This window comes from Pontimicrobium sp. MEBiC01747, from assembly GCF_053601635.1.
The window spans coordinates 1-5,219 of record NZ_JBSHNS010000470.1 but is presented as its reverse complement, the minus strand read 5'-3'; the positions used below and the strand labels follow the sequence as shown (position 1 = coordinate 5,219).

6 protein-coding genes and 1 pseudogene are annotated in these 5,219 nt (G+C 28.8%); 1 reads left to right on the top strand and 6 read right to left on the bottom strand.

What is annotated here, in order from left to right:
- Positions 1-272 (top strand): annotated as a pseudogene (locus ACVC2P_RS15560) (ABC-F family ATPase); the annotation flags it as partial.
- Positions 273-477: 205 nt separating this feature from the next.
- On the opposite strand, the gene ACVC2P_RS15555 reads toward ACVC2P_RS15560, so the two are convergent.
- From ACVC2P_RS15555 to ACVC2P_RS15530, 6 genes are all read right to left on the bottom strand, one after another.
- The gene (locus ACVC2P_RS15555) at positions 478-717 is read right to left on the bottom strand and encodes a DUF2007 domain-containing protein (protein ID WP_452599379.1); all 240 of its coding nucleotides are present in this window, start codon (positions 715-717) and stop codon (positions 478-480) included.
- Positions 718-1,023: 306 nt separating this feature from the next.
- Positions 1,024-1,497, bottom strand: a complete 474-nt coding sequence (locus tag ACVC2P_RS15550; protein ID WP_452599378.1) for a hypothetical protein — start codon at positions 1,495-1,497, stop codon at positions 1,024-1,026.
- Between the two features lie 69 nt (positions 1,498-1,566).
- On the bottom strand, positions 1,567-2,130 hold the full coding sequence (locus ACVC2P_RS15545; protein ID WP_452599377.1) for a hypothetical protein: 564 nt from the start codon (positions 2,128-2,130) through the stop codon (positions 1,567-1,569).
- A gap of 46 nt (positions 2,131-2,176) precedes the next feature.
- A complete protein-coding gene (locus tag ACVC2P_RS15540) occupies positions 2,177-2,908 on the bottom strand; it encodes a hypothetical protein (RefSeq protein ID WP_452599376.1) in 732 nt (243 codons plus the stop codon).
- A gap of 301 nt (positions 2,909-3,209) precedes the next feature.
- The gene (locus tag ACVC2P_RS15535; RefSeq protein ID WP_452599375.1) at positions 3,210-3,851 is read right to left on the bottom strand and encodes a hypothetical protein; all 642 of its coding nucleotides are present in this window, start codon (positions 3,849-3,851) and stop codon (positions 3,210-3,212) included.
- A 42-nt stretch (positions 3,852-3,893) separates the two neighbouring features.
- Positions 3,894-5,219: hypothetical protein (locus ACVC2P_RS15530; RefSeq protein WP_452599374.1), on the bottom strand; the 1,326-nt coding region annotated here is incomplete at its 5' end.

Below are 5,219 nucleotides of genomic sequence, written 5' to 3'. Positions count from 1 at the left end.
CTCGTATGATGATGATGAGAGCAAATGTGTTACAATTAGACGAACCTACTAACCACTTAGATTTAGAGAGTATTACAGCATTTAATAACTCATTAAAGAATTTTAAAGGCACAGTTATATTTTCTACGCATGATCATGAGTTTGCGCAAACTGTGGGAAATAGAGTAGTAGAACTAACACCAAATGGTGTTATAGATAGGTTTGCAACATTCGATGATTATATGCAAGACCCTAAAATAAAAGAATTAAGAGAACAAATGTATACTGTTTAAGAAACGAACAGTATTTGCTCTAGTATAAAAAAAGAGGCTGTCTAAAAAGTCAAATTCTCGTCAAACCGAACCAATTTCGGTTTCTCATAACAATTGAAAACTATGTTTAATGAGATTCTGAAATGAATTCAGAATGACGTTTTTAAAACTTTTAAGAGAACCTCTTTTTTACGTTTACTATTCTTAACAGAAAATAATAAATACGTTAAGCCGTTTCCATTTCAGAGCGAACACTTTCTACTATTTCAACAGCTTTGTCTATTTCGTTTTCATGCACATATAACTCTTGTAAACCTTGAGAAGCAGAACCAAAACCAGCGAGTCTTCCCGATTCTGAATCATCTTTAATAATAGGACTAATATCTATATTTAAAAGACGATCTTTAATTAATTGAACAATAATAAAATTTCCTGTGAATACTTTTATATAATTTGAGTCTGACATAATGTTACTGTGTTTAAAGATTATACTTAAATATACAAAAATTAGTCCAGATTTACTAGTTTTTTAATACTGTTAAAGGTGTTAAAGCTTTGTGAAATTTCTAAAAACAGCTTCAATAATTATTATTGAAGCTGTTTCTTTTTTTAACGATCTAGGGCATCGCTATAATTATTCTTAGTTGTTACTTTATTTCTCTTGTAGATTAAGTATAAGAGACAAATAAAATTTAATAGAAGTAATATTATGAGAATTATGCACACAAACTTATCTTGTTTGTTAAACATAATTTTAAAAGTTAATCTATTATTATTTAGATTTTGATTTTAAAAGAGTGGTATCTTTTACCCATTTTCCGCCTGCTCTTTCCATAGCCTTATCCAATTGAAGAAAATATTGTCTTAATTGTTTTTCCATTTTTGGGGTAAAGGATCCTAAAGAATCTTTTGTTTCTTCTCCTGTGAATTGAAAACCAACTTCTCGACCTTTATGTACTCTTTCCATAATTAAAGCTACATGAGTTTTACCTCTCGAATACTTTTTAGCAAAAAAAGAATCTAAACGATTATTAATTTTAGAAACTTCTACAGTATCTATTAAAGTTTTATAAGCCTCATTAATAATCAATTCATCATTTTTTAAAGTTTTATATTCGAGATTTGTTAAATTTAATTTGGATTTAAGAACTTTAAGCTTATACCTATTAGACAACTCATTAGAAGGTTTAAAAAGACTACAGCTTGTTAAAAAAAGAATTAGAATTAATACTATATTTTTTTTCATATATAATGTGATTGTTTAAAATCTAAAAAAATATTCAATTGAAAAAAATGCATAAACTATAAGTATTAATTAAAGTGAGTCTTTCTTGCTTATTTTTTTTAAAGAATCTTTCTTTCTTATATACTTTTTTAATTTAATTAAATGTAAAGAATCTGAATCATTATTATGAATAGAATTAGTAATCGAGGTGTCTGTTATCATTTCAAAACCTGCATCTATTATAGAATTTTCATAACTATTAAAAAGCTTTTTTAGTTCTTTTTCAATATTAGGGTTATAAGTCGTAGTATCATTTTTATCTACTTCTCCTGTAAATTCAAAATCAAATGCAAGTCCTTTATTTGCTCTTTCTAAAATCAAAGATACGCAAGTCGCTTTTCTTGTATATTTTTTAGCAAAAAAAGAGTCTAAACGCTTATTGATTTTAGCTATATCTACGGTGTCCTTTAACGTTTTATAAGCTTCATTTATAATTGAATCATCGTTTTTTAACGCTTTGTATTCGACTTGTGTTAAGCTTAATTCTTTTTTTAGTACTTTTAATTTTTGTTTGTTATTTATCTTTTTAGATGATTTTAAAAGAGTACAACTAGTTAAAAGTAATAATGATATAAAGATTATGTTTTTGTTCATAAAAGAAAAATCAATAAATATTTTATAATATAGTTATAAAAAATAATTAGTTCCCATTCATTGTTCCACTAATTTTACTGCCATCTGTAGCATTCATTTTAAGTATAAATATTTGATCTCCACCTTTAGAAAAATCATAGCCAAATAATTTTCCTGAAACTGTTGAATTTGAATACATTGTTACTGTTGAAACATAAGACTCCCTACTAATAGCATAATCCTGTTGAGTATAACTAAGCTGTATATTTGCGAAAGGAGGTGTAAGTGATGTTAAATTAGCAGAGGATGTAACATTTAAAACTTCATAATCAGAAAAGCCAATATAGTCTGTTCCTAACTGTTGTTTAACTCTAACAGAAAAATCAGTTAAAAAAGAACCAAATTCAAATTTTGCTATTTTTTGATTTTGATTATCTGTGGGGTCATCTTCTATTGTTAAATCCACTTCAAACGTACCAAAAATACTGTTTTTTAATGCTTCTAAATCTTCAATAGACGTGATTCCTAATTCATCACTAGGAGTTTGGCAAGGTGGCAAATCAAAAATTTCACGAGTTATAATTTCACTAGAAACAATAGTAATGGCTTTAATGATATTGTTTTCGTTTTTTTGTACAGATAATGTCCTGTAAGGTAAACCGTAGAACTCTTTTGTCTCATTAAAGCTTATGAGGTAATATGTTCCTTCTTCAATATATTTTTTAAAATCGTATCTTATAACCTCTTTAAAAACTAAAAAATCTTTTCCTAAAAATTTCTCAAAGGCTATGTTATCCATAAAATTGCTGTTTGTGTTTAAAGTTAATAGTATTAATAATAATTTAAATCATAGAAAGGATTATTTATTCTAAAAACAGCCTCAATAATAATAATTGAAGCTGTTTCTTTTTTTTAACGATTTAGGGCATCGCTATAAATTATTCTTGGTTATTACTTTATTCTCTACGCCTTTTATAAATTAAATATAAGAGACAAATAAAATTTAATAGAAGTAATATTATGAGAATTATGTATAGATTATAGGGTATTCCATACATATATTTTTAATAAATAAGCCCTTTAGGGAAAGGGCTATTGTGTTAATTTAAAGAATCTTTTTGTTTTAATCTTATTAAAGAATCTCTTACTCTGTTAAGTTCTATTAGCCTGTAATATCGTTCAGGATCTTCTATTTTCATTTTAGCTTTGTATAAAGAATCTTTTCTTTTTATGTGTTTTTTTAATTTAATACGATAAATAGAGTCTGGTTCGTTTCTTCGTCTGGAATTAATTAAAGAGGTGTCAGTAACCCATTGACCTCCAGATTTTTCAAAAGACTGAGCTTGTTTGATAAAAAACTTCCTTAGTTCTCTTTCTTTTTCTGGTGTAAAAGGTTCTTTTTCTCCTTTGTTATCTTCAACATTAATGTTGTAGAACGGTGTATCTTTAGTTACACGGTTTAAAATTAAAGCAACGAATGTTTGATGTCTTGTATATTTTTTAGCAAAAAAAGAATCTAAGTTTTTATTTATATCTAACTTATTTACTTTGTATTTAAGAGTTTTATATGCTTGATTAATAATAGAATCGTCATTTTTTAAAGTATTAAATTCGTTATTTGTTAAATTCAATTCAGTTTGTAATACTTTTAGTTTTTGTTCATTACTGAGAATTTTAGAGGTCTTAAGCGACGTACAACCGTTTAATAGAATAAACAAGATTAAAATTAATGTTCTTTTCATAAGATGTGCTTCTGTATATTTCTACAATATAGTTAAAATGATTTAGTCTCCATTCATAGTACCTTTGCCAATTTTACTTCCATCTGTGGCGTTCATTTTTAACACGAATATTTGATCTCCTCCGTATGTTGTAGATGATCCTGCTACGGTAGTTTTTGTAACTGTATTAGTATAAACTGTAACTGTTGTCTCGTATGATTCTCTACTTACAGCAAAATCTTGTAAACTAAATGATGTAATCTCGTAACTGTGTAAAGGAGAATTTAACATCATTAAATTTGCTGATGCTGTAACATTTAAAACCTCATAATCTGAAAAAGTAACATAATCTTGACCTAACTTGTGCTTTACACGAACAATATACTTTACTAAACCAGTAGTAAAAACATATCTTGTTATTACCTCGTTTTGGTCGTTAGGTTCTTCATCTTCTGTCTCGTCTGATTCGTGATATCCTACTACGCTGTCTTTTAATTCCTCTAATTCCTCTACAGTGGTTAATCCTATTTCTCCTTCTGGGTGTGGGCAACCTATCTCATAATTACCCTCTCCTAGAACAGTGTTCATCATAGAAATTAATTCAGCAGGTGGTGTTATATCTGAGCAATCTTCCTCATCTTCTTCACTAATAACAGGGCAGTCTGGACACAATACAGGAGTAGTACTTGGCTCTAACACTATACCTCCACCATTACTAGCGGTTTGGTTAGATCCGTTTGGGTTGCTATTGGGATTGCTGTCTGTATTTGTACTGCCACCGCCATCTCCACAAGAGGTTTGGTTAGAGGTTAAAACCCAACCCCCACTAGTTGCGGCTTTATCTGGATTATCCCAATAATCGCAAGCAACTCCATCTGCATAATCATGTAGTCCGCTATCACACAAATTTCCTGCTTCCCATTCGTAAGAGTACACGGTACAGGTTTCGGCATCGGAGTTTACTTTATCGAAAATAGTGTCTGAAATATCTTCTAGTGTGATATACGTAATTTTATCTTCTACATCTACAATCTCTCGGCTTGCTAATGCATTACGCTCGTTTGGTGTTATGTTATATTGTACTAAGGAGACTTTAAAACTGTGGTCTTCCTGTTCTTGTAATAATAGGTTTTCTAATAAACTATTATCCTCTGCTCTGTAAACGCCAAAGGTGTAGTTTTTTGAACCGTTACTATGTGTTATCACTTTAGCATAATTGGTATTAATGGTAAAATCGTATTGTGCATTGTAAACAGTTTTATTGGCTTTGCTTTCTATACGTTTAGCTTCTGCTTTATTTATTATGCGCATTAAGTTTTTATCGTTTTCAATGGCTTTAGTGTTAAGCCTAGAAATGTTAACATTACTTTTTAATGCTGTTTGTTGTAC

What these genes read in the sequence shown, in the direction of transcription:
- ACVC2P_RS15545 (WP_452599377.1), bottom strand. Translation starts at nt 2,130, where the DNA reads ATGAACAAAAACATAATCTTTATATCATTATTACTTTTAACTAGTTGT.
- ACVC2P_RS15550 (WP_452599378.1), bottom strand. Translation starts at nt 1,497, where the DNA reads ATGAAAAAAAATATAGTATTAATTCTAATTCTTTTTTTAACAAGCTGT.
- ACVC2P_RS15540 (WP_452599376.1), bottom strand. Translation starts at nt 2,908, where the DNA reads ATGGATAACATAGCCTTTGAGAAATTTTTAGGAAAAGATTTTTTAGTT.
- ACVC2P_RS15555 (WP_452599379.1), bottom strand. Translation starts at nt 717, where the DNA reads ATGTCAGACTCAAATTATATAAAAGTATTCACAGGAAATTTTATTATT.
- ACVC2P_RS15535 (WP_452599375.1), bottom strand. Translation starts at nt 3,851, where the DNA reads ATGAAAAGAACATTAATTTTAATCTTGTTTATTCTATTAAACGGTTGT.